Genomic DNA, 20,765 nt, shown 5'->3' on the forward strand with positions numbered 1-20,765 from the left:
CGGGGGAGGGAGCAACCGTGATGATCCCGAGCGAGCTGATCCGGGCACGACGGCGGATGCATCGACGGATACGCGAGGTGGTGGCCGAGCGCCGGACGGCGGTGGCGCAGCCGGCCGGCGAGGCGGAGACGACGCAGGAGCTGACCATCGATCCGGGGACGCTGCCGACCGGGTGAGCGCCGCATCGACGCTGTCCGTGACGGTCAGGCGGCGGTGATCCAGCGACGCAGCACCGCCGCACCGTCGTTGATCTTGCCAACCTCCACGTGCTCGTCGGACGCGTGCGCCAGCATCGGATCCCCCGGCCCGAAGTTGAGCGCCGGCACCCCCAGCTCCGCGAACCGCGCCACATCCGTCCAGCCCAGCTTCGCCACCGGCGCCGCCCCGACCGCCGCGAGGAACTCCTGCGCCAGCGGCGCGGTCAGCCCCGGCAACGCCCCGCCGGCCGAGTCCGTCACCTCGACCTCGAAACCGTCGAGCACCTCCCGCACGTGCGCCTCGGCCTGCGCCGCCGAGCGGTCCGGCGCGAACCGGTAGTTCACCTCGACCTCGCAGCGGTCCGGGATCACGTTGCCGGCGATCCCACCCGCGACGCGTACCGCGTTCAGGCCCTCGCGGTACTCGCAGCCGTCGATCGTGACCGTGCGGGCCGTGTACGCCTCCAGTCGGCGCAACACCTCGCCCGCCGCGTGGATCGCGTTCACCCCTCGCCACGAGCGCGCCGAGTGCGCCCGCCGCCCGCTCGTGCGCACGATCGCCCGCATGGTCCCCTGGCAACCCGCCTCGACCGCCCCGTACGTCGGCTCCAGCAGCAGCGCGAAGTCCGCCGCCAGCCACTCCGGGTGCGCCCGGGCCACCAGGTTCAGCCCGTTGTACTGGGAGTCGATCTCCTCGGCCTCGTAGAAGAAGTACGTCACGTCGTATCGCGGGTCCGGCACGGTGACGGCCAGGTGCAGCGCGAGCGCGTCGCCGGACTTCATGTCCGAGGTGCCGCAGCCGTAGATCTTGTCGCCGTCCACGGTCGACGGGAAGTTGCCGGCCAGCGGCACCGTGTCCAGGTGCCCGGCCAGCACCACCCGCTGCGCCCGACCCAGGTCGGTACGGGCCATCACCGTGTTGCCGAACCGCTCCACCGACAGGTGCGCGGCCCCGCGCAGCACCTCCTCGACGCAGTCCGCGATCTCCTTCTCGTTCCGGGAGACGGACTCGATGTCCACCAGCGCGCGGGTGAGGGCCACCGGATCGGCCAACACCTCGGGGGTCAACGGGTTCAGCATGGTTCGCACGGTACCTTTTCCGGGAATCGGCGCGTCGCGGGTGGCCGCAGTCGCGGTCGCGCGGCCCGCGCGACCCCGCTGCCGCCGCCCGGCGCGCACGCTCGACGCGAACGGAAGGCAGCTCTGTGACGGTTTCGGCGCAGCCCGCCTGGGGCATCGGCCTGGCCACGACGACCGCCGAGGGGCAGGTGCTCGACACCTGGTACCCGGCCGGCAAGCTGGGACTCGGCACCGCGCCGCCGCTGCCGGAGACGGACAGCGCGAACCCGCTGGGGCTGCCGGCGGGCGCGCTCGGCGACCGGTCGCTGCCGGGGCTGAGCACGGTGGTCGTGGTGACCGAGATCGGCTCGCTCGCCGACCCGATCAAGGACACCCCGGACGCGTACCTCCGGCTGCACCTGCTCTCCCACCGCCTGGTCCGGCCGAACGAGCTCAACCTCGACGGCATCTTCGGGCTGCTGCCGAACGTGGCCTGGACCTCCGCCGGCCCGTGCCCGCCGGACCGGGTCGACGAGCTGCGGATCATCGAACGCGCCGCCGGCCGCCACCTGGCCGTGTACGGCGTGGACAAGTTCCCGCGGATGACCGACTACGTGGTGCCGTCCGGGGTGCGGATCGCGGACGCCGACCGGGTGCGGCTCGGCGCGCACCTCGCGTCCGGCACCACCGTGATGCACGAGGGCTTCTGCAACTTCAACGCCGGCACGCTGGGCGCCTCGATGGTCGAGGGCCGGATCGTGGCCGGCGTGGTGGTCGGCGACGGCTCCGACATCGGCGGCGGCGCGTCGATCATGGGCACCCTCTCCGGTGGCGGCACGGAGAAGATCAGCATCGGCGAGCGGAGCCTGCTCGGCGCCAACGCCGGCGTCGGCATCTCGATCGGCGACGACTGCGTCGTCGAGGCCGGCTGCTACATCACCGCCGCCTCGAAGATCACGCTGCCGGACGGGCGCGTGGTGAAGGCGCGCGAGCTGTCCGGGGTCAACGGCCTGCTCTTCTGGCGGAACTCGGTGACCGGCGCGCTGGAGGCGCGGCCCCGCACCGGCAGCGGCATCGAGCTCAACGCGGCGCTGCACGCCAACGACTGAGGTCGCGGCCGCCCGGACCGCCGGCGCGGTCCGGGCGGCCGACGACGCTCAGCGCAGCCGGTACGCGTGGATGACCGACTGGGTCACCGTGTTGCCGGCGGAGTCCGCCGCGGTGGCGCGCAGCGAGACGTACCCGGCGCCCGCCGGGTGCCGCACCGTCGCCGTCCAGCCGCTCCGACCCGGCCACAACTCCGCCGCGCCCCAGGTCCGCCCGTCGTCGTACGACACCTCCACGGTCAGCTGCCGCACCTGGGCGGCCGGCGCCCCCGGCTGCCGCTGCACGGTGACCGGGATCCGGAACGCGCGCCCGGACGGGGCGGCGTTGGCGGCGTCGAGCGCCGGCGCGAACCGCACCGCCATCACCGGCAGCTTCGCGAAACCGTCGCCGTCGGAGTGCGCGGACGGGAACGTCCAGGCCGCGCTGACCTCGGTCGCCAGGTCACTCACGCTCCGGGTCGCGCGGGTCTCCAGCCGGTAGTCGGCGGGCTCCGGCGGAACCGTGAACACCCCCCACCCCGGGTCGGTCGTCTCGCCGAGCAGCTTGCCGTCGCGGTAGAGGGCGGTGCGGGCGGTGTCGGTCAGCGACACGCCGATGTGCCCGTACCGGTCGCTGAACAGCGGCACGGAGGCGTACAGCAGGTCGCCCTGGCGGCTCACCCACTCGTCCGGGAACCGCGACGCCGGCATGGCCGGACCGAACGGCGCCACGTTCCACTGCTCGCGATAGTCCCGTCCCGCCCGGTACGCCACCGGCTGCGGCGAGAACAGAATCGCCTTCAGGTCCAGCCAGCCGTCCTCGGCCGGGGTCCCGAAGTCCAGCTCAGAGTCCCACCGCACGCCGCGGGCCGTGTTGTAGTGCTCCACCCGGCCGCCGGGCACCGCGGTCGGCAGCACGGGCGCGAGCGAGCCGCCGTCGAGCGGATAGACCGCGAAGACGGCGCGTTCCGCCGCCCCGCCCGGCGCTTCGCCCCGGAACTCGTGCCGGACGGTGGCCAGGTCGGCCCGCCGGTAGTTCCGCTCGAAGCCGTTCACCATCCGCCCGGGGAACACCTCGGCGAGCGCGTACAGCCGGCGCGAGTCGTCGAACCGCCCCTGCGGTCCGGGCTCCGCCCACTGGCTCGCGACGGACGACAGGAAGCGTTCCGGCGAGCCCGCCCGGCCGAGCTGCGCCGCGGTGACCCCCTCGAAGTCGGTCGCGGTCATGCCGATGCCGTGGTTGCCGCTCGCGGTGACGAAGACGGCGCTGACGTCGACCAGCACGGGCGCGACGCGCCGGTCCGGCACGCTCATCCGCACCGGCCTGCCGGCCCGGGCGTCCAGCGTCACCGCCGTGTCCCGGGTCACCGTCAGCTCCGGCTGGACGAGCAGCGTCATGTCGTACTGGTCCGGGGCGCGCTCGGCGAACAGGTAGCTGGAGAGCCCGTACCGTCCCGCGGGCAGCCGGACCGTCGCGGTGCCCTCCTCGGAGTACGGGCGGGCGACCCGGTCGCCGTCGAGCCCGATGAGGAGCGAGAAGTAGTCCGGCGTGGGGGCGCCGGAGCGGTCGACGTGGTTGAGGGTGAGGTTGTAGCTCTCCACCTCCTGATGCACGGCGATCGGCGTCGACACCGTCGTCTGACCGGCCGTGGCGACCAGCTGCCCGGAGTAGAGCCCGTCGGGGCCGCCGAGCCGGGTGTCGACGGTGACCGAGACCTGCGCCTGCCCGCCGGCCGGCACGGTGACCCGTTCGACGCTGGGCCGGAACATGCCCGCGGGCGGGGTCGCGCCCCGCGGCCCGGTCACCCGCGCCGCGAGCGTCAAGGTCAGCTCGTCGGGGCCCGAGTTGCGGTAGGTGACGGTCCGGGTGATCGGCGCGTCGTCGGCGTGCGGCCAGATCGCCCGCCCGTACGACAGGCTCACCGGGTCGGCGGTCACGGGCTGGGTGATCGCGCGGGCCACGTCGACCCGACCGGCGCCCTGCGCGTACGCGCCCAGCTCCGGGTGCGGCTTGGCGGAGGCCATCAGCGTCGCCTTCAGTTCCGTCGCCGCCCACTGCGGGTGCTGCTGTGCGAGCAGCGCCACCGCGCCGGCGACGTGCGGGGTCGCCATCGAGGTGCCGGAGGCGGCCACGTACGCCTCGCCGACCGGCTCCCCCAGCTGGGTGCCGGCGGCCTTCGCGGCGACGATGTCGACGCCCGGCGCGGTGATGTCCGGCTTGACCGCGTCGTCGCCGACGCGCGGGCCGCGGCTGGAGAAGTCCGCCAGCTCGTCGGACTTGTCGACGGCGCCGACGGTCAGCGCGGCGTCGGCGCTACCGGGCGAGCCGATCGACTCCTCGGCGCCGTCGTTGCCGGCGGCGATCACGAAGAGCGTGCCGGTCTGCGCGGTGAGGGTGTTGACCGCCTCCTCCAGCGGGTCGATCTCCGGGCTGTCCGCCCCGCCGAGGCTGAGGTTGACCACGTCGGCCCGCTTCTCCGCCGCGGCCCACTGCATGCCGGCGAGGATGGCGGAGTCGGTGCAGAACGCGGATTCGCAGACCTTGCCGGAGAGCAGGGTGGCGTCCGGGGCGACGCCGCGGTACTTCCCGCCGGAGGCGGCGCCGCTGCCGGCGATCGTGGAGGCGACGTGGGTGCCGTGCCCGACGGTGTCGCCGGCCTCGGGCGCCTCGCTGAAGTTCCGCGATTCCGCGACCTTGTCCGCGAGGTCCGGGTGGCCGGCGTCGACGCCGCTGTCCAGCACGGCCACGGTCACGCCGCGGCCGGTGAAGCCGGCGCGGTGGGCCGCCGGCGCGCCGATCTGGGGGACGCTGACGTCCAGCGAGAGGCGCCGCTTGCCGTCGAGCCAGATCCGGTCGATCCCGGCGGCGGTCGCGCTCCGGGCGCCGCCGGCGGTGACCGCGGACCACAGTCGCGCCGCCGTGGCCTTGTCGGCCGCGACCGCGGCGCCGTTGATGGCCGGCAGCTCCCGGCCGATCCGGGCTCCGGCGGCGCCGAGCGCGGCGGCGCCGGATCGGGCCGCGGCGGGCCGGTACGTGACGATCAGCGGCAGGCTGTCCCGGGCGGCGTCGTGATAGCCCGACCGGACCAGCGCGGTCACGTTGAACAGGCGGCGGTCGAGCGTGCCGCCGCGCAGCAGCGGCTGGGCGTCCTGCGGGACGACGTACAGCTCGCCTCGCTCGCGTTCGACGACGAACCGCAGCCCGTCGCGTCCGGGACCCGGGCGTACGGCGGCGCGGCCGGCGTCGGCGCCGGAGACCGTGACGCGGTCGCCGGTCAGCAGGGTGACGGTGACCGGCGTGGTCGTCTTCGCCGGTCGGGGCCGGGGCGCCGGGTCGGACGGCGCGGCCCCGGCGGGATGTCCGGCGGCGAGCAGCAGCCCGGACAGCAGCGCTATGGCGGTCAATCTTCGCGGTACGTGCAACGCAACCTCCCCGATCGACGTTTCCAAAGACGTCAGGTCATCGATGAACGACAGTCAGCATTGCATACGGGGTATGCATCAGGTGGCCCGAAAACGGGATTGAAAAGAAGTTCATCACTGGCCCGCGGCGACGCCGCCGCGGGCCGATGAGCGCGGTTCCGTGATGCGGCCGCGGGGGCGAGATGTCCGCAATACCCTGATCCACATGAGCGACCCGTACGCGAACGCCCAGGCCACGATGCCGGTACAGCGCCACACGTTCCTCCTGGCGGACGAGGCCGTCTGCGGCCCGCGGATTCCGCTCGACCGCAGCAACGGCCTGATCGACACGCAGCCGGGGCTGGCCGTGATCTTCACGGGCATCCTCGGCGGGAACGTCCGGCTCGCCGTACAGGCACGTCCGGCGGCGCCGGCGGTCGACACCGCGGAGTGGGACGAGGTGGTCGACGTGACGCTGGACGCGCCCACCGGCGCGGTCCGGGTGCGCGCGGTCGACTCCGACGACCCCGACGGGCTGCCGGTGCTCACCCCGGCCGGCCCCGGCCCCTACCGGGTGCGGGTGCACGCGCGCGGCCGCGACACCGCGGTGGACGAGGTGCAGCCGCAGCCGGTGGAGGACTACCTGATCGCGATGTGGCCCGAGGCGCCCGCGCCGGTGACCGTGCACAAGCAGACCGACGGGTACGGCGCGCTGCTCCGGCGCTCCCTGCCGGTCATGCGGTGAGCGGCGCGTCCAACCGGACCACCAGATCGCAGCGGGGCGCCGTCGCGGCGATCAGCTCGGCGTTGACCTGATCGACGCCGCGTGCCCGCGCCGCCGCGGCCGCCGGCTCCCGGCCGTACGCGATGTGCCGCGCGGTCAACCGCCGCAGCCGCAGCCCCTCGTCCACGTCGAGATACCACGCCTCGTCGAGCAGCTCGCGGACCCGCCCCCACGGATGCTCCGGCACCAGCAGGTAGTTGCCCTCGGTCACCACGAGCGGCACCGAGGCCGGCACCGGGATCGCGCCCGCGACCGGCTCCTCGATCTCCCGCCGGAACTCCGGCGCGTAGACCGTCTCCGCGCCGGGGCCGCGCAGCCGCCGCAGCAGCGCCACGTACCCGTCGGCGTCGAAGGTGTCGATCGCGCCCTTGCGCGCGTGCCGCCCCAGCCGGCGCAGCTCCGCCTCCGCGAGATGGAACCCGTCCATCGGCACCAGCACCGCCTGCGGGCCCAGCTCCGCGACGATCCGCGCCGCGAGCGTGGACTTCCCGGCGCCGGGCGGCCCCACGATGCCGAGCAGCCGGCGCGGGCCGTCCGCGAGGGCACGGGCACGCGCCACCAGCGCGGCGAACTGCGCCACCCGGGTCAGTCCGCCGCCCCGGTCACCACGGTCGGCTCGCTGATCGCGAACCGCGCCGTCACGCTCGCCTGCACGGTCTGCGGCTGCGGATCGAGCTCCAGCTCCGGCACGCCGCCGCCCGGCGTCCCCGCCGGCATCGCGTACGCCATCGTGCGCAGCATCGGCTGCGGCCCCGCCCCGGCGTCGGCCAGCTCCAGCAGCCCGGTCACCCGCGCGCCGAGCGCCGCCGCGTACTCGCGGGCCCGCACCACGGCGTCGGCGATCGCCGCGTGCCGCGCCTCGCGGCCGGTCGGACTGTCCGGGCGCAGCTCCCACCACGGGCCGGCCACACTGGTCTGCTCCTGGTCGGCCAGGCGCAGCATCAGCTCGCCGAGGACCGTGAAGTCGCGCACCGTCACGGTGGTGGTCACGCTGCCGTGATAGGCGGCGATCCGCTCACCCGAGCGCTTCAGCTCCGGCCGCACCTGCAGGCCGCCGGTCTCGCGGCGCTCGACGGCATCGCCGTACCCGTCGAGCAGCGTTCGGACCGCGTCGCTGCGCTCCGCCAGCCGGGCGAGCACCGCCTGCCGGTCCCTGTCGCGCGCCCCGACCGTCACGCCGAAGCGCGCGATCTCCGGCGGCACCTCACGGATCGCCTCGCCGCGCACGGCGACGACCGGACCATCGACCATGCCACCCACCCTAATGGCGTCGATGGCCGACGGCGCGCGACGCTCCGGTCAGGCCAGGCGCTCGGCCGCCGCCGCGACCCGCTCGTCGGTCGCGGTCAGCGCGACCCGGACGTGGCGGTTGCCGGCGGGGCCGTAAAAGGAGCCCGGCGCGACGAGGATGCCCCGCTGCGCCAGCCAGTCCACCGTGGACCAGCAGTCCTCGTCCCGGGTCGCCCACAGGTAGAGCCCGGCCGCCGAGTGCGACAGCGCGAAGCCGGCCCTGGTGAGCGCGGTCCGCAGCACGTCACGCCGCGCCGCGTAGCGCGACCGCTGCGCGTCGACGTGCGCCTCGTCGGTCAGCGCGGCGATCATCGCGGCCTGCACCGGCGCCGGCACGATCATGCCGGCGTGCTTGCGCACCGCGAGCAGGTCCCCGACGATCGCGGGGTCGCCGGCGATGAGGCCCGCGCGGTAGCCGGCCAGGTTGGAGCGCTTGGAGAGCGAGTGCACGGCCAGCACGCCCTCGTACGACCCGCCGCACACCTCGGGCGACAGCACCGACAACGGCGAGTCCTCCCAGCCGAGCGACAGGTAGCACTCGTCGCTCGCCACGACCGCGCCCCGTTCGCGCGCCCAGGCCACCACCTTGCGCAGGTGCGCCGCGGGCAGCACCTGGCCGGTCGGGTTGGAGGGCGAGTTGACCCAGACCAACCGGACCCGCGAGCTCGGCCCGACCGCCGTCAGCGAGTCGGCGCGCACCACCGTGGCGCCGGCCAGCCGCGCGCCGACCTCATAGGTCGGGTAGCAGACGGAGGGGATCACCACGACGTCGCCGGGGCGGACGCCGAGCAGGGTCGGCAGCCACGCGACCAGCTCCTTCGAGCCGATCGTCGGCAGCACGCCGAGCCCGTCCGGCTGCGCCCCGCACTCCCGGACCAGCCAGTCGGTCAGCGCCGCGCGCAGCGCCGGCGAGCCCGCGGTCAGCGGGTAGCCGGGGGCGTCGGCCGCGGCCGCGAGGGCCTCCCGGATGACCGCCGGGACCGGGTCGACCGGGGTGCCGACGGACAGGTCGACGATCCCGTCGGGGTGCCGGGCGGCGGCCGCCTTGGCCGGCTCCAGCAGGTCCCACGGGAAATCGGGCAGCCCGGCCGCGAGCGACCGGGCTTCACCGCTGCTCAGTGTGCGTCTCCGCGCGGCGGCTGGGCCGCCACGAACGTCGCGTCCTTCTCGACCTTGCCGATCTTCGAAGCGCCGCCGGGCGAGCCGAGGTCCTCGAAGAACTCGTAGTTCGCCGAGGTGTAGTCCTTCCACTGCTCCGGCACGTCGTCCTCGTAGAAGATCGCCTCGACGGGGCAGACCGGCTCGCAGGCCCCGCAGTCCACGCACTCATCGGGGTGGATGTAGAGCATCCGGTTGCCCTCGTAGATGCAGTCGACCGGGCACTCCTCGATGCACGCCTTGTCGAGCACATCGACGCACGGCTCGGCGATGATGTAGGTCACGGGTCTTCCTCTCGGCAAGCCACGCCGCGATCGCCCGCGGCGGATAAGAGCCTAGTATCTCGCCGCAGAGGAGGTGGATCGTGCTCCGACGGCAGGACGTGGGACATCGGGTCGTAGTCCGGCGAATTATAGGCATTCGCGGCGAACGGCCGATCTTCTCCGACGCCCTGGGCGAGCTTGTTGATCTCACCGAGACGGATCTCACGCTGGCGACCGCCCGCGGCACGCTCCGCGTCCCGCTCCGCGAGATCCACCGGGCCAAGCGGGTCCCCGCCGCGCTCCGGCCGACCGCCGCGGCCGTCGCCGCCCTCGAACAGGCCGCGAACGAGGCGTGGCCCGCGCCGGTGCAGGAGCGGCTCGGGTCGTGGCTGCTGCGCTCCGCCGACGGATGGACCGGACGCGCCAACTCGGCGCTGCCGATCGGCGACCCGGACCGGCCGCTGGAGGCGGCCATCGACGCGGTGTGCCGCTGGTACGGCGAGCTCGACCAACCGGCGATGATCAACGTTCCGCTGCCGCTCGCCGCGCCGGTCGGCGTCGCGCTCGACCAACGCGGCTGGGGCGCCCGGCCGCTCACACTCGTGCAGACCGCGCCGCTGCCGACGATCCTCGACGCCGCGCCGCGCCGCCCCGACCTGCGGCCGGTGGTGCTGGCGTCGGCGCCGTCCGACGCCTGGCTCGCGATCGCCTCCGGGCGCAAGGGCGGGTTGCCGGGCGCCGCCCACCACCTGCTCACCGCGGTGGACCGGATCCGCTTCGCGCACGTGTACGACCACGATGGCGAGCTGCTGGCGATCGCCCGCGGCACCGTCACCGGGGCGGGCCGCTGGCTGGGCCTGGTCCTCGTCGAGGTCGTGCCGCACGCGCGCCGGCGCGGTCTGGCCCAGCACCTGATCGGCGAGCTGGCCCGGTGGGGCCTGGAGTGCGGGGCGCGCGACGCCTTCCTGCAGGTGGAGGAGCGCAACGCGGCCGCGGTGGCGCTCTACGGACGGCTGGGGTTCCGCACCCACCACACGTACCTGACCCGGACCGCGCCCGCCGGCACGTGACCCACGCCGCGGCGTCAGCGGCGGACGACGCGGCGGGGCTTGGCGAGCGTGGTCTCGGCGTACCGCTTGAGCGACTGCGAGCGGTGGTCGAGACCGAACGCGGTCAGCACGAGATAGCCGACCAGCGCGCCGCCGCCGGCGAACGCCGCGTAGAGCCAGATCTGTGAGAAGAACTCCCCGGCGCCGCCGGCGAACGGGGCGCTGCCGCTGAGGAACGGCCCGACGAAGATCGTCAGCACCATCGCGGCGAGCACGGCGACCGCGACGTCGCCGGACCACCGCGCCAGCGGCTGCCGCCGGCCCCGGACGAACGCCACGACGGCCAGGACCAGCCCGATCACCACGAACATCGCCAGCGACGCGCGGTCCTGGATCTCCGGGTCGCTGTCGAAACCGAACCGGGTGACCAGCCGGGCCACCACGTTGACCGCGAACAGCACGCCGGCAAGCACGCCGACCGGCAGCCAACGTTCCCTCATCGCATCCTCCCGAATACGCGGTTGCCGGCGGCCGCGCACGCGAAGCGCGTTCACCGCCGAGCCGATTTCTCGCTGGAACTCATTTACCGCGTCGACCGACGATGCGCCAGGCATCCCGAGTAAACCTCCGGACACGCCGCGTGGCAATGCCGTCCCCGACGCTCAGCGGCGCGGCCGGAGCACCATCCGGAAGGCGATCACGGTGAAGACCGTGACGCCGACGAAGATCGTGGTAATCCCCACCCAGTTCCGGCTCGACAGCAGCACATCCCCCTCGGTCGTGCCGCCGGCCGCCACCACCATCGCGGCGAACCAGGCGATGGACGGCAGCGCGAGCGCCCACCGCGCCCCGACCGCCCGCTGGGCGAACCAGCTCAACGCGAGGTTGCCGACGACCGCCATCAGCACGGAGACGCCGATCAGCGCGCCGCCGATCCGCACCGTCGCGAAGAGCACCTCCAGCGCGGCGGTCAGCACCGCCGCGACGACCGAGATCACCCCGCCCAGCACCCGCAGCGCGAGTTCGGCGACCTCACCGACCCGGGACGGCCGGGCGGCCTCGACGGGGGGCACCACGGCAGACGTGAGGCTCACGCTACGACGGCCCCGGTGCGCACGCCGTCGCCCGTCCCGCGCACCGGCAGGCCGGCGAACAGGTCGCTCTCCCAGTTGTGCGGGCCCTCGCCCGGACCGCGCTGTCCGTACGCCAGCGTGTAGTACTCCACGCCCATGAACTCGTCGCCGAAGTTACCGGCGATGGAGTACAGCCAGGAGTTCTCCGGGATCTGCGTCGCGTGCGCGCGCATCGCGGCCAGCTTGGCCCCGTGGTGGTCGGTCCCGTCGATCCGCGCCGCGATCGCCTCGTCCGGCGTGCCGAACGGCAGGTCGTCGAGCTCGTTGAGGCCGGCGAACGGGTTGCCCTCCGACTCCTGGAACGCGGCCATGCCCGCCTCGAGGACGCTGCGCGGCATCGCCGTCCAGTAGATCTTGTCCGGCCCGAAGCCCTCCGCGGCGGCCAGCTCCGCCGCGCGCATCGCGACCCGGTGCGCCTGGATGTGGTCGGGGTGCCCGTAGAAGCCGTTGTCGTCGTAGGTGACCAGCACCTGCGGGCGCACCTCCCGCATGATCTCCAGCAGGTGCCCGGCCGCCTCGTCGAGGTCGGCCCGCCAGAACGCGCGGGGATGATCGTTGGTGGACAGGCCCATCATCCCGGAGTCGCGGTAGCGCCCGGCCCCGCCCAGGAACCGGTGGTCGGTCACGCCGAGCGCCGCGCAGGCCGCGTCCAGCTCCGCGATCCGGTAACCGCCGAGCTGGTCGGCGCGCCCCGCGAGCAGCCCCGACAGCTCCGGCACGTGGATCTCGCCCTCCTCGCCGAGGGTGCAGGTCACCAGGGTGACGTGCGCGCCGGCGGCGGCGTACCGCGCCATCGTGGCGCCGGTGCCGATCGTCTCGTCGTCGGGATGGGCGTGGACGAGCAGCAGGCGGCGGGGGGCAAGATTGCTCACGCCGATCCACTGTACGCGCCGGAGCCCCGGGCACGGCCGGGGCGGCGGTACGCCCGACGGGTGGGCCGTGGCGTCGTCGGGTGCCACTTCGCCTCCGGGGGACACCCCCGGCTCTACGATCCGGGGGTGGAGTATCCGGAGCTGGCTGCCCGTACCCGGCGGTTCACCCACGGCGCGCCGCGGGCGGTGACCGTCGCGAGCGACGGCAGTCGTGTCGTCTTCCTGCGGTCGGGTGGGCCGGAGGATCCCGCGGACGCGCTGTGGCTGCTCGACGTCGACTCGGCGACCGAACGCCAGGTCGCCGACCCCGCGGCGCTGCTCGGTGACGCGGACGGCGCCGACCTGCCCGACCGGGAGCGCGCGCTGCGGGAACGGCTGCGTCTGGTCGCTGGCGGGATCGGCTCGTACGCGACGGACCCCGCCGCCACCGTCGCGGTCTTCGCGCTCGGCGGCCGGCTCTTCCGGGCCGACCTGATCGACGGCGGGGTCGTCGAGGTGCCGACCGGGGGCGGAGTCGTCGACCCCCGTCCGGACCCGCTCGGCGAGCGCATCGCCTACGTCGCGACGGCCGGGCGGTCCGCGGGCGAGCTGCGGGTCGTGCACCCGGACGGCGCCGACATCCTGCTGGCCGGCGAGGAGGGCGGTGTCACCTGGGGGCTGCCGGACTTCATCGCGGCCGAGGAGTTCGGCCGGTTCCGTGGCTACTGGTGGGCGCCGGACGGCCGCTGTGTGCTCGCCGCCCGGGTCAACGACGCCCGGGTCCCCCGCTGGCACCTGCACGATCCGGCGACGCCGGAGGCCGCGCCGACCGAGGTCGCCTATCCGCGCGCCGGCAGCGCGAACGCCGAGGTCACCCTGCACCTGCTCGACCTCGACGGCGGCTGGGTGGACGTGCACTGGGACCGGGAGACCTATCCCTACCTGGTGGCGGTCGACTGGGACGACCGGGCTCCGCTGATCACCGTGCTGCGCCGGCTCCAGCAGCACGGGCTGGTCCTCTCCGTCGACCCGCGTACGGGCGAGACGCAGGTGCACGCCGAGCTGGCGGACCCGCGCTGGGTGGAGCCGATTCCCGGCACGCCGCGGCACCTGCCGGACGGGCGGGTGCTGGTCGGCGGCGAGCTGGCGCACGACGGCTACGACGCGCGGTGTCTCTTCGCCGACGGCACGCTGCTGACCCCGCCGTGGCTCTACGTGCGGCGGGTCGTCGGGCAGCTGCCCGGCGGTGATCTTCTCGTGGAGGGCAGCGACGGGGAGCCGAGCGAGCAGCACCTGTTCCGGATCAGCACCGGTCTGGGCGGGACGGACGCGCAGCGGGTCAGCCCGGAGGCGGGCTGGCACGCCGGGGTGGTCGGCGGCGACGTGGTCGTCGTGGCGTCCCGCTCCCTCGACGCGACCGGGACGCGGTGGACGGTGCGCCGCGGCGAGCGTGAGGTCACCACCCTGCGGTCCCTGGCGGCCACCCCGCCGTACGCGCCGCGTCCCGCGCTGGAGCGGGTCACCGACCGGCGGGTGCCGACGGCGGTGCTCTATCCCCGCACGCATGTCGCGGGTCGGCGGCTGCCCGTGCTGCTCGACGTGTACGGCGGTCCCGGGCACCAGGAGGTGGTGGCGGTCCGGTCGATGTGGCTGGAGCGGCAGTGGTGGGCCGACGCCGGGTTCGCGGTGGTCACGGTCGACAACCGGGGTACGCCGGGCATCGCGCCGTCGTTCGAGAAGGTGATCCACCGGCGCGTCGCGGACGTGGCGCTCACCGACCAGATCGACGCGCTGACCGCGCTCGCGGCGAAGCATCCGGATCTCGACCTGGGCCGGGTGGCGATCCGGGGCTGGTCGTTCGGCGGCTGGCTGGCGGGGCTCGCGGTGCTGCGCCGGCCGGACGTGTTCCGGTGCGGGATCGCGGGCGCGCCGGTGACGGACTGGGCGCTGTACGACACGGCGTACACGGAGCGGTATCTGGGGCTGCCGGGCGACGGCGGCGAGATCTACGCGCACCACTCACTGATCGAGTTGGCGGCCGAGCCGCCGGGGCCGGACGAGGCGCGTCCGCTGCTGCTGGTGCACGGGCTGGTCGACGACAACGTGGTCGCGGCGCACACGCTGCGGCTGTCGGCGGCGCTGCTGGGCAGCGGCCGGCCGCACGCGATGATCCCGCTGACCGGGGCGACCCACATGGCGGCGGGCGGCCTCGCCGAACGTCTGCTCCCGGTAGAGCTGGACTTCCTCCGCCGCAACCTGTAGCTGACGCGTCGGGAAGGGCCCCCTCCTGTGCGGAAAGTGACAGGAGGGGGCCCTTCCGAGCCTCACTGCTTGACGTGCGCGTTCACGAAGGACGGGTAGCCGAAGACGCTGGAGATGAAGACCCCGCCGGCCTTGGACCCGTGCACCACGTGGGCGACGTCCACGTAGAACGGGACCACCGGCGCGTGCTCCTTCATGATCCGCTCATCGAGCTTCGCCCACTCGGGACCCTGGTCGGCCGGGGAGAGTGCGAGGATCCGGTCGATCTCGGCGTTGATGCCCGGGTCGTTGAAGTAGGACTGGTTGCTGTTCCCTTCGGCCTTGATGGTGCGGCCGTCGTAGAGCACCGGCAGGATCGAGGCGCCGCTCGGCCAGTCCGCGGCCCAGTTGCCGATGTACAGGTCCCAGGGGTTGCCCTTCTTCTTCACCTCGTCGAGCTTCGAGTCGTCCGGGATGTTCCGAATCGTGATTTTGAAGCCGGCCCGCTCCAGGTTGGCCTTGATCTGGGTGGCCTGCCGCTGCTCGGTCGAGTTGTCGGCGACGCCGAGCACCAGCTCCGGCGCCTGCCCGCCGAGCAGCTCCTTGGCCTTGTCGACGTTGCCGTTGGGGCCGGCCGGGTACGCGTCGTACGCCCGGTAACCGATCGTCGACGGCGGCATCAGCGTGGTCATCGGGGCGGCCACGGTCTGCCCGCCGAGCGCCTTGACCATGCCTTCCCGGTCGATCGCGTAGTTCAGCGCCTGGCGGATCTTCAGGTCCTTGACCCGCTGGTTGTTGATGACCAGCTGGTTGGCGCTCGGGGTCGGCGACAGGATGGTCCGGGACTTGAGCGCCGGGTCGTTGGCGACCCTGGCGACCAGCGAGGCCGGCACGAAGTTGAAGGCGATAGCGCTCTGGTCGGCGCCGTTGTCGGCGATCACCCGGTTGTTCGCGGCGTCGGCGGTCGGGCCGAAGCTCCAGACGAACTGGTCCGGGTACTGGTGTCGCACGGGGTCGGTGTTCGGGTCCCAGTGCGGGTTGCGGTCCAGGGTCAGCTGCACGCCGACCTGGTTCTTCGCGACCTTGTAGGGTCCGGACGAGAACGGCTGGGTGTCCAGGTTGACGCCGGTGTCCTTGTCGGCCGGCAGCGGCGCGGTGGTCGGCAGCGAGACCGCGAACGGCAGGTCACAGCGGGGCTTGGCGAACTCGAAGCGCAGGGTCTTCGGGTCCGGCGTGGTCAGCCCGGGCGGCAGCGACGTCCTGTTCTTCTTGAAGTCCCACGCGGTGTCGAACTGCGGGCTGTCGGCCAGCCACTCCTGCAGATAGGTCGGGCCACCGGAGAGGTCGGGATCGAAGGAGCGGGCGATGCCGTACGCGATCTCCTTGGAGGTGATCGGCCGGCCGTCCTCGAACTTCACCCCGTCCTTGATCTTGAATTCCCAGACCTTGCAGTCGTTGTTCACGTTGGTGCCGGGCGTCTCGGCGAGGTCGCCAACGAGCACCAGGCGGCCCTTGCCGTCGTCCTTCCAGGTGGTCAGGTAGCGGGCGAAGAGCGGCGACGTCATCAGACCCGCGAACGAGTACGTCCGCTGCGGGTCCAGGTGGGAGATGGGGGTCTCCCGGATGATGGTGAAGGTGCCGCCCTTCCGGGCGCCGGCCACCTCGGCCGCCGGGCCCATCGAGTCCTTCGGGTCGGTGGCGATCACCCCGGTCTGCTGCCGGTCGGTGTCCACCGTGGTGCCCTCGCCCGTGTTCTTCGAGCACGCACCCAACGCCACAACCAGTGCGATCGCGCCGCCTGCGGCGGCCGCCACGCGTGGTCGCATCTCCTACCTCCTCCGCCCGGGTGACCGGCGTCGATCGCCGACGTCCCGAGGATCGTAAAGAAGAAATCCTACGAGTTCAGTAACAGTTACGGATAAATTTGACGGCGCGTCAGCCGAGCCGGACGCGGGGGTCGATGGCGGCGTAGAGCAGGTCCACCAGCACGTTGGCCACCACCACGAAGACCGCCGCGATCAGCACGGTGGCCATGATGGTGGGCAGGTCCCCGGCGCGGACGGCCTCGACGGCGGTCCGCCCCAGCCCCTGGATGCCGAAGGTCGTCTCGGTGATCACCGTGCCGCCGAGGGCGGCGCCGACGTCCAGGCCGGCGATCGTCACCACCGGGGTGATCGCCGCGCGCAGCGCGTGCCGCCCGTACACCTGGGGTTTGGGCAGGCCCTTGGCGCGCGCGGTGCGGACGAAGTCCTCCGACAGCGTCTCCAACATCTGGGCCCGCGAGAGCCGGGCATAGATCGCCGAGAAGAGGAAGGCCAACGCGAGCCAGGCGAGAACCAGCCCGCTGGCCCACTTCACCGGGTCGTCGAAGATGGACGTGTAACTCGGCACCGGCAGCAGCCGCAGGTTGTAGACCAGGACCAGCAGCAGGACCGCGCCGACGAAGTAGAGCTGCAGCGACGCGCCGGTCAGCGAGAAGCCGATCGCCGCCCGGTCCAGCCAGGTGCCGCGGCGCAGCGCGGAGACCATGCCGAGGCCGACGCCGAGCAGCAGCCAGAGGATCGCCGCCGGGATCACGATGCTCAGCGTCACCGGCAGCACCCGGGCGATGGTGTCCAGCACCGCCTCGTTGTTCACGTACGACCAGCCGAGGCAGGGCGCATCGCACTGACCGCCCTGCGCGCTGCCCAGGTCACGCCCCGTGAAGATGCCCTTCATGTAGCCGGCGTACTGCGTGATCAGCGGGTCGCTCAGGCCCAGCTCCTGGCGTACCCGCTCCAGCCGCTCCGGGTTGCAGTTCTTCGGACACATGCCGGTGACCGGGTCGCGGGGCAGCGCGAAGAACATCAGAAAGGTCAGCACGCTCACCGCTAAGAGGGTGAGCACCGCGGAGAAGATCCGCTTGATCAGGAATCGCGCCATGAGCACACCCCTACCGCGACGACTTCGGGTCGAGCGCGTCGCGCAGCGCGTCGCCGAAGAGGTTGAAGGCGAACACGAGCGCGAAGATCGTGATGCCGGGGAAGAAGACGAACGCCGGGTCGGTCTGGAGGTAGTCCAGGCTCTGGTAGATCATCCGGCCGAAGCTCGGTGTCTCCTCGGTGAGGCCGACACCGATGAACGACAGCGCCGCCTCGCTGGTGATGAACTGCGGCACCGCCAGCGAGAACGACACGAGGATGGGCGCCCAGATGTTCGGCAGCAGCTGCCGGAAGAGCATGTGCCCGAGCCCCGCGCCGCTGGCCCTGGCCGCCTCCACGAACTCCCGCTCGCGCAACGCGATCACCTGCCCCCGCACCAGCCGGGCGGTGCTGGTCCAGCCGAAGATCGCGAAGACGCCGATCAGCACCGCCACCCCGAACGCCGGCGACACCGCGTCCCGCTCGCCGTAGAAGCGCAGCGTCAGGGTGGGGGTCAGGGCCAGCGCGATGATCAGGAACGGCATCGCCAGGGTCAGGTCGGTGATCCAGTTGATCACCGCGTCGAGCCAGCCGCCCAGGTAACCGGCGAGCGCGCCGAGCACGATGCCCAGCGCCGCGCTGATCACGGCCGCCGCGAAGGCGATCAACAGCGACGTACGCAGGCCGTAGACCAGCCGGATGAAGATGTCCCGGCCCAGGCCGGGCTCCAGCCCGAAGAAGTGGTCCCCGGAGACGCCCCCGGCGTAGCCCAACGGCATGCCGAAGCCGTCCAGCTTGCTCTGGAACTGGTCGCGCGGGCCGATCCCGTACAGCGCCTCGATCAGCGGCGCGGCGAGCGCCACCAGCACGAAGAAGACCAGCATCCCACCGCTGATCATCGCGGTCCGGTCCCGGCGCAGCCGGAGCCAGGCGAGCTGTCCGGGTGAGCGGCCGACGACACCCTTCTCCCGCGGCGCGCCCGCGTCCCCACCGGACTCGATCTCGGCGAGCGCGACGCCCTCCACCGGCGACAGGCTCATCCGGTCACCTCCTCGATGGTGTCCCCGGCCCCCACGCCCGCCCCGACCGGCCCGCTCTCCGGGAAGTGGCAGGCGGTGGCCTGGCTGCCGCCGTCGCGGGGCACGAGCGCCGGCTCCTCGGTGGCGCAGATGTCCCGGGCCTTCCAGCATCGGGTGCGGAACCGGCAGCCCGAGGGCGGGTTGAGCGGCGTGGGCACGTCGCCGGCGAGCCGGATCCGGCCGGCCGGGCCGAGCTGGGTCACGTCCGGGATCGCCGAGAGCAGCGCCCGGGTGTACGGATGCCGCGGGCGTTCGTAGATGTCGGCGCGGTCGCCGATCTCCACGATCTTCCCGAGGTACATCACCGCGACCCGCTGGCTGAAGTGCCGCACCACCGCCAGGTCGTGCGCGATGAAGACGAACGCCAGGTCGAGCTCGCGCTGCAGGCCGCGGAGCAGGTTGATGACCTGCGCCTGGATCGACACGTCGAGCGCCGAGACCGGCTCGTCGGCGACGATCAGCTTGGGGCGCAGCGCGAGCGCCCGGGCGATCCCGATCCGCTGCCGCTGCCCGCCGGAGAACTCGTGCGGATAGCGGTTGTAGTGCTCCGGGTTGAGACCGACGAGCTCCAAGAGCTCCTGCACCCGCCGCTTCACCCCGCCCGGCGGCTTGACGCCGTTGACCTGCAACGGCATCGCCACGATCCGCCCGACGGTGTGCCGCGGGTTCAGCGAGGCGTACGGGTCCTGGAAGATGATCTGCAGGTCCTGGCGGAACGGCCGCAGCTCGCGCCGCCCCAGGTGCGTGATGTCCCGCCCCGCGAACGTGATCCGCCCACCGGTCGGTTCGAGCAGCCGCACCAGCATCCGCCCGGTCGTCGTCTTCCCGCACCCCGACTCGCCGACCAGCCCGAGCGTCTCCCCCGCCCCCACCTCGAAGTCCAGACCGTCGACGGCGCGCACAATCTCGCCCCGCCGCGCCCCGAAGTGCTTGGTCAACCCGTCCACCCGCAGCAACGGATCGTGCGTGGTCATCGCGCGACCCCCACGTGTGCGATCTCCTCGGTGTAGATGCGGGCGCGCTCCTGCGCGGGAAGGTGGCACGCGACCAGGTGGCCGGGCTCGCTCGCCGGCCGCAGCTCCGGCACCTCGGTGCGCGAGCGGTCGCCGTTGCGGTCGGCGTAGCGGCAGCGGGGGTGGAACGCGCACCCCGACGGCAGGTTGATCAGGCTCGGCGGGCTGCCCGTGATCGGGATCAGGTCCGCGTCGGCGTCGCCGTGCAGCGAGGGCACGCTGGAGAGCAACCCCCAGGTGTACGGGTGCTGTGGCCGGCGCAGTACCTGCGCCGCGCTGCCGTGCTCCACCGCCCGTCCGCCGTACATCACCAGCACCTCGTCGGCGACCTGGCTGACCACGCCGAGGTCGTGGGTGATCAGGATGATCGCCGAGTTGAACTCCGCCTGCAGATCCTCGAGCAGGTCGAGGATCTGCGCCTGCACGGTCACATCGAGCGCGGTGGTGGGTTCGTCGGCGATCAGCAGCTCCGGGTCGTTCACCAGCGCCATCGCGATCATCGCCCGTTGCCGCATGCCGCCGGAGAACTCGTGCGGGTACTGGTCAGCCCGCTTGGCGGGCTGCGGGATCCCGACCCGCCCGAGCATGTCGACCGCGCGCTGCCGCGCCTCGCGGCGGCCGGCCTTCGGATGGTGGATTCGGTACGCCTCGGCGATCTGCCGCCCCACGGTGTAGTAGGGGTGCAGGGCGGAGAGCGGGTCCTGGAAGACCATCGCCATGTCCCGGCCGCGCAGCCGGCGTACCTCCTCCTCGGGCAGGCCGACGACGTCGCGCCCCGCGACCAGGATCTCGCCGCTGATGGTGGTGCGGCGGGCGTTGTGCAGGCCGAGGATCGCGAGGCTCGTGACACTCTTGCCCGAGCCGGACTCCCCGACGATTCCCAGGGTCCGGCCCCGCTCGACGGCGAAGGAGACCCCGTCCACCGCGCGGACCACGCCGTCCTCGGTCTCGAAGCGCACCCGCAGGTCGCGGACCTGCAGGTATGGGGGCACGCCCACGCCCGCCCTCCCCTCTGAAGACCGCCGCCGCGATCCGCGCCAGGCGCGACCGATCGCGAAGTAAAGCTACGGCGGTTGCTAGAGGCCGAAAATAATCTACATACGCGGCTACGGTCAGCGGCAGCCGCGTAACGACTCTGTATCGGGTCCACGCCCAGGTCACCGCGCCCCGACATGCGGATAGACCAGTGACTATAGTGCGCGCCGCGACGATCGATGGCCTACCCGCGGGCGTTCGTATGGGAAACTGGCGCAGAGGTTGC

Annotated in this window: 19 protein-coding genes; 5 read left to right on the top strand and 14 right to left on the bottom strand. The window is 73.1% G+C overall.

Features of this window, described 5'->3' with window-relative positions; genetic code table 11:
- Window positions 1–17 precede the first annotated feature (17 nt).
- Window positions 18–176, top strand: a complete 159-nt coding sequence (locus tag BLW47_RS25005) for a hypothetical protein (RefSeq protein ID WP_175543464.1) — start codon at window positions 18–20, stop codon at window positions 174–176.
- Window positions 177–203: 27 nt separating this feature from the next.
- Here the strand turns inward: BLW47_RS25005 and dapE are convergent, their stop codons facing one another.
- Complete coding sequence (gene dapE, locus BLW47_RS01385; protein ID WP_091550377.1) at window positions 204–1,277, bottom strand: succinyl-diaminopimelate desuccinylase; 1,074 nt, start codon at window positions 1,275–1,277, stop codon at window positions 204–206.
- Between the two features lie 125 nt (window positions 1,278–1,402).
- Here dapE and dapD point away from each other — a divergent pair, with 125 nt between their 5' ends.
- Window positions 1,403–2,365: a 2,3,4,5-tetrahydropyridine-2,6-dicarboxylate N-succinyltransferase gene (gene dapD, locus BLW47_RS01390; protein ID WP_091550379.1), complete on the top strand. Its 963-nt coding sequence runs from the start codon at window positions 1,403–1,405 to the stop codon at window positions 2,363–2,365.
- Between the two features lie 48 nt (window positions 2,366–2,413).
- Here the strand turns inward: dapD and BLW47_RS01395 are convergent, their stop codons facing one another.
- The gene (locus BLW47_RS01395; protein ID WP_245736264.1) at window positions 2,414–5,746 is read right to left on the bottom strand and encodes a S8 family serine peptidase; all 3,333 of its coding nucleotides are present in this window, start codon (window positions 5,744–5,746) and stop codon (window positions 2,414–2,416) included.
- A gap of 223 nt (window positions 5,747–5,969) precedes the next feature.
- Here BLW47_RS01395 and BLW47_RS01400 point away from each other — a divergent pair, with 223 nt between their 5' ends.
- On the top strand, window positions 5,970–6,488 hold the full coding sequence (locus BLW47_RS01400; RefSeq protein WP_091550383.1) for a hypothetical protein: 519 nt from the start codon (window positions 5,970–5,972) through the stop codon (window positions 6,486–6,488).
- Here BLW47_RS01400 and BLW47_RS01405 read toward each other — a convergent pair.
- Genes BLW47_RS01405 through fdxA form a run of 4 tightly spaced genes read right to left on the bottom strand, consistent with a single transcriptional unit; the run spans window position 6,478 to window position 9,259 of the window.
- Window positions 6,478–7,116 (bottom strand): nucleoside/nucleotide kinase family protein, encoded by a 639-nt coding sequence (locus BLW47_RS01405; protein ID WP_425435332.1) that lies wholly within the window; start codon window positions 7,114–7,116, stop codon window positions 6,478–6,480. The two genes, BLW47_RS01400 and BLW47_RS01405, sit on opposite strands and share 11 nt — an antisense overlap.
- Entirely contained in the window at window positions 7,113–7,778 is a 666-nt protein-coding gene (locus BLW47_RS01410) for an SIMPL domain-containing protein (RefSeq protein ID WP_091550385.1), read from the bottom strand. The genes BLW47_RS01405 and BLW47_RS01410 overlap by 4 nt, the downstream gene beginning before the upstream one ends.
- Window positions 7,779–7,826: 48 nt before the next feature.
- Window positions 7,827–8,936, bottom strand: a complete 1,110-nt coding sequence (dapC, locus tag BLW47_RS01415; protein WP_245736408.1) for a succinyldiaminopimelate transaminase — start codon at window positions 8,934–8,936, stop codon at window positions 7,827–7,829.
- The gene (fdxA, locus tag BLW47_RS25315; protein WP_091550388.1) at window positions 8,933–9,259 is read right to left on the bottom strand and encodes a ferredoxin; all 327 of its coding nucleotides are present in this window, start codon (window positions 9,257–9,259) and stop codon (window positions 8,933–8,935) included. Before fdxA ends, dapC begins: the two co-directional genes overlap by 4 nt.
- A gap of 80 nt (window positions 9,260–9,339) precedes the next feature.
- Between fdxA and BLW47_RS01425 the strand changes: the two genes are divergently transcribed.
- Window positions 9,340–10,308, top strand: a complete 969-nt coding sequence (locus BLW47_RS01425; RefSeq protein ID WP_091550391.1) for a GNAT family N-acetyltransferase — start codon at window positions 9,340–9,342, stop codon at window positions 10,306–10,308.
- Between the two features lie 14 nt (window positions 10,309–10,322).
- On the opposite strand, the gene BLW47_RS01430 is transcribed toward BLW47_RS01425, so the two are convergent.
- The 3 genes from BLW47_RS01430 to mshB all read right to left on the bottom strand — a co-directional run bounded on the left by BLW47_RS01430 (window position 10,323) and on the right by mshB (window position 12,292).
- Window positions 10,323–10,787 (bottom strand): hypothetical protein, encoded by a 465-nt coding sequence (locus tag BLW47_RS01430; RefSeq protein WP_091550394.1) that lies wholly within the window; start codon window positions 10,785–10,787, stop codon window positions 10,323–10,325.
- 162 nt (window positions 10,788–10,949) lie between these two features.
- Window positions 10,950–11,381: a hypothetical protein gene (locus BLW47_RS01435; RefSeq protein WP_091550396.1), complete on the bottom strand. Its 432-nt coding sequence runs from the start codon at window positions 11,379–11,381 to the stop codon at window positions 10,950–10,952.
- Entirely contained in the window at window positions 11,378–12,292 is a 915-nt protein-coding gene (mshB, locus tag BLW47_RS01440) for an N-acetyl-1-D-myo-inositol-2-amino-2-deoxy-alpha-D-glucopyranoside deacetylase (RefSeq protein ID WP_175543465.1), read from the bottom strand. Before mshB ends, BLW47_RS01435 begins: the two co-directional genes overlap by 4 nt.
- A 126-nt stretch (window positions 12,293–12,418) precedes the next feature.
- On the opposite strand from mshB, the gene BLW47_RS01445 reads away from it, so the two are divergent.
- The gene (locus BLW47_RS01445; protein ID WP_091552337.1) at window positions 12,419–14,533 is read left to right on the top strand and encodes a S9 family peptidase; all 2,115 of its coding nucleotides are present in this window, start codon (window positions 12,419–12,421) and stop codon (window positions 14,531–14,533) included.
- A 62-nt stretch (window positions 14,534–14,595) separates the two neighbouring features.
- Here the strand turns inward: BLW47_RS01445 and BLW47_RS01450 are convergent, their stop codons facing one another.
- The 5 genes from BLW47_RS01450 to BLW47_RS01470 all read right to left on the bottom strand — a co-directional run bounded on the left by BLW47_RS01450 (window position 14,596) and on the right by BLW47_RS01470 (window position 20,502).
- A complete protein-coding gene (locus BLW47_RS01450; RefSeq protein WP_091550399.1) occupies window positions 14,596–16,338 on the bottom strand; it encodes an ABC transporter substrate-binding protein in 1,743 nt (580 codons plus the stop codon).
- A gap of 109 nt (window positions 16,339–16,447) precedes the next feature.
- On the bottom strand, window positions 16,448–17,434 hold the full coding sequence (locus tag BLW47_RS01455) for an ABC transporter permease (RefSeq protein ID WP_091552340.1): 987 nt from the start codon (window positions 17,432–17,434) through the stop codon (window positions 16,448–16,450).
- A 10-nt stretch (window positions 17,435–17,444) separates the two neighbouring features.
- Window positions 17,445–18,452 carry an ABC transporter permease gene (locus tag BLW47_RS01460; RefSeq protein WP_091550402.1) on the bottom strand — a complete coding sequence of 336 codons (1,008 nt, stop codon included), beginning with the start codon at window positions 18,450–18,452 and terminating at the stop codon, window positions 17,445–17,447.
- The gene (locus BLW47_RS01465) at window positions 18,449–19,465 is read right to left on the bottom strand and encodes an ABC transporter ATP-binding protein (protein WP_091550404.1); all 1,017 of its coding nucleotides are present in this window, start codon (window positions 19,463–19,465) and stop codon (window positions 18,449–18,451) included. The genes BLW47_RS01460 and BLW47_RS01465 overlap by 4 nt, the downstream gene beginning before the upstream one ends.
- Window positions 19,462–20,502, bottom strand: a complete 1,041-nt coding sequence (locus BLW47_RS01470; RefSeq protein WP_425435303.1) for an ABC transporter ATP-binding protein — start codon at window positions 20,500–20,502, stop codon at window positions 19,462–19,464. Before BLW47_RS01470 ends, BLW47_RS01465 begins: the two co-directional genes overlap by 4 nt.
- Between the last annotated feature and the right edge of the window lie 263 nt (window positions 20,503–20,765).

The organism is Micromonospora pattaloongensis (assembly GCF_900107255.1).
In the GTDB taxonomy this organism is placed as follows: Bacteria; Actinomycetota; Actinomycetes; order Mycobacteriales; family Micromonosporaceae; genus Micromonospora_I; species Micromonospora_I pattaloongensis.